This window comes from Carnobacterium sp. (assembly GCF_032094055.1).
Lineage (GTDB): Bacteria > Bacillota > Bacilli > Lactobacillales > Carnobacteriaceae > Carnobacterium_A.
Genome location: NZ_DAMDAK010000019.1, coordinates 31,732 through 34,420, shown reverse-complemented (window position 1 = coordinate 34,420; position 2,689 = coordinate 31,732). Strand labels below are relative to the sequence as shown.

The following is a 2,689-nucleotide window of genomic DNA, read 5'->3' as shown; positions in this document are numbered from 1 at the left end:
CAACTTTTGAAAAGCATCGCGGTCAATCATACACACTTTAGTATCTACCATTGCTTCAGCAAAAGCCGCATAAGTAGTTTCGCTAAATAGCGCCAACTCTCCAGTGAAATCTCCCGGCATTAAAATGCGAATCAGTTGTTCCTTACCGTTTTCTGCCAAGCGATAAATGCGAATTTTACCTTTATTTACAATAAACAAAGACTTAGAAAGATCACCGGCACGGTAAACAATCTCACCTTTTTTATATCTGACTGATTGGGTTGTTTTGGTTATTTCATCCATTTGCTGTTCTTCTAAATGGTTAAAAATTGGAACCAAAGAAACACATGATTTATGTGAATCATGCTCATGATCTACAAGTTCTTTTCTTTCCATGTTTCTCCCTCCAAACAAAATGAGTATCTGTTTCTTTTTATTTTCTTAGTCTCAAAGTAAGTTGCATTTTCCAAAAAGCTTCACATTGTTATCATATGAGCAAAGACTGTTTAATACAATAGAAACTTATTATTTAAGTAGAATTTTACCATCTTCACTTAGCACAAAAACATAGCGCCATTCTAGTTTTTTCATTTTTCTTTAAAAATATGGTTTGTTCTTATTTCTATAATTTAGTATAGTCAACAATTATTTATTAAAAATTGATACAGATCAAGTTTATGAGAATACTTGAAAAAAGCGGTAAAAAAATCTCTTTTTTATACTTTTTTCAAGTTTTAAGGTTTCTCTTAAGATAGCCGCTTTGAGCTAGAGCTGGACTTAGATCTATGCTAAGATAATAAACGAGCTGATTTTCCACTTTAACAGAAAGGGGTTTATTAAATGGACACATCCTATTTTTCAAAGTTTTACAAAAAAACAAAGCTAGAAAAAATTCAAGCTCTCTTAGATGCAAATATCCTTACTGAAGAAGACAAACAATTTTTAACAGAAGCTCCTCTCTTATCTGATGAATTAGCTAATAGTATGGTAGAAAACCAATTGACGCAATATGCTTTGCCATTAGGTGTGGCGCTAAATTTAATGGTCGACGACAAAGAATATGCTGTCCCAATGGTCACTGAAGAACCCTCAGTAATTGCAGCTGCTAGTTCTGCTGCTAAAACGATTGCTCAAGCAGGAGGATTTGACACTACTAGCACAAAACGCCGGATGATTGGACAAGTAGCATTAATAGCCGTTCCAGATATAACACACGCTCAAAAACAAATAAAGCTACATAAAAAAGACGTCCTCAACAAAGCCAATCAAGCTCATCCTTCTATTGTAAAGCGCGGCGGCGGAGCAGATGAATTGATGGTTCGCTTCATTGAAGCAACTGAAAAATCTCCTAAGTTTTTAGTCGTTCATGTTTATATCGATGTGCAAGAAGCAATGGGAGCCAATATTGTCAATACCATGATGGAAGCTATTGCTCCTTATCTAGAAACGCTGACCGGAGGAAAAGTCTTAATGGGCATTCTTTCAAATTACGCTACGGAATGTTTAGCAACGGCTGTTTGCCGGATTCCGGTCGACTTATTAAAGCGCGAGGGTTTGTCAGGTGAAACCGTTCGGGATCGATTGATTGAAGCTGCTCAATTTGCCTATGCTGATCCTTACCGAGCTGTGACTCATAATAAAGGCATTATGAACGGTATTGATGCAGTCGTTTTAGCGAGCGGCAATGATTGGCGAGCAATTGAAGCGGGTGCTCATGCTTATGCTGCTAGATCTGGACAATATCGAGCTCTTTCCAATTGGGAAAAAGCGGACAATGGAGATTTACTTGGAAGTTTGACTTTGCCTATGCCAATCGGGTTTGTGGGTGGTTCAATCACCATTCACCCTACTGCTCAATTTAGTCAGCGATTATTAAGCGTTAAAAATGCTAAAGAATTAGAATCAGTAATTGTTTCTGTCGGGCTGGGACAAAATTTTGCGGCGCTTAAAGCTTTGGTAACGGAAGGCATCCAAAAAGGACATATGGGATTACAGGCTAAATCTTTAGCAATCAGCGCTGGGGCAACTGAGCAATGGATCGAGCTAGTGGCAGATGAGTTAAAAAAAGCTCCTCATATGAATTTGGAAACGGCTAAAACATTATTAGATAAAATAAAAAATAAGTAGTAATTTATTAAACTAGTATACTTTAAGGCTGTTTAGAGAAAAGATGAGTGACACACAATAAGGAGATCAATTTATGGAAGCTTGGATTCAAGGAATTATGGAACAATTTGGTTATATCGGAGTCGCTTTTTTAATTATGATTGAAAATGTTTTTCCGCCTATCCCTTCAGAAGTTATTTTAACGTTCGGCGGTTTTATGACCACTAGCACGAGTTTAACGATTTGGGGAATGATTATTGCTTCAACTATTGGCGCAGTTATCGGAGCGGTTATCCTTTATGGCATTGGGTTATTGTTAGATGTTGAACGGTTAGAAAAAATCGTAGATCGCTGGGGACATGTTTTACGTTTGACTAGAGAGGATATTCATAAAGCCGATAATTGGTTTGATAAGTATGGAATGTGGACGGTCTTCTTTTGTCGCTTCATTCCGCTAATCAGAAGCTTGATCTCAATTCCAGCAGGAATGTCCAATATGAACTTCGGTATTTTTCTTGCTTTGACAACTACCGGTACATTAATATGGAATACGATTTTAATTTATTTAGGCGCTGCTGTTGGCTCACAATGGGAAGTCATCGTC

At 37.3% G+C, this 2,689-nt stretch carries 3 protein-coding genes; 2 read left to right on the top strand and 1 reads right to left on the bottom strand.

Annotated elements, in window-relative coordinates; all coding sequences use genetic code 11:
- Positions 1–375 (bottom strand): cyclic nucleotide-binding domain-containing protein (locus tag RT405_RS04770; RefSeq protein WP_313468016.1); only part of this gene is annotated, 375 nt, incomplete at its 3' end.
- A 444-nt stretch (positions 376–819) separates the two neighbouring features.
- Here RT405_RS04770 and RT405_RS04765 point away from each other — a divergent pair.
- Both RT405_RS04765 and RT405_RS04760 read left to right on the top strand, forming a co-directional pair.
- Entirely contained in the window at positions 820–2,106 is a 1,287-nt protein-coding gene (locus RT405_RS04765) for a hydroxymethylglutaryl-CoA reductase, degradative (protein ID WP_313468014.1), read from the top strand.
- 73 nt (positions 2,107–2,179) lie between these two features.
- A partial coding sequence (locus RT405_RS04760) for a DedA family protein (RefSeq protein ID WP_313468012.1) occupies positions 2,180–2,689 on the top strand: 510 nt, incomplete at its 3' end.

Bases quoted from the DNA above. Each gene is read 5' to 3' on its own strand.
- RT405_RS04765 (WP_313468014.1), top strand. From the start codon at position 820: ATGGACACATCCTATTTTTCAAAGTTTTACAAAAAAACAAAGCTAGAA.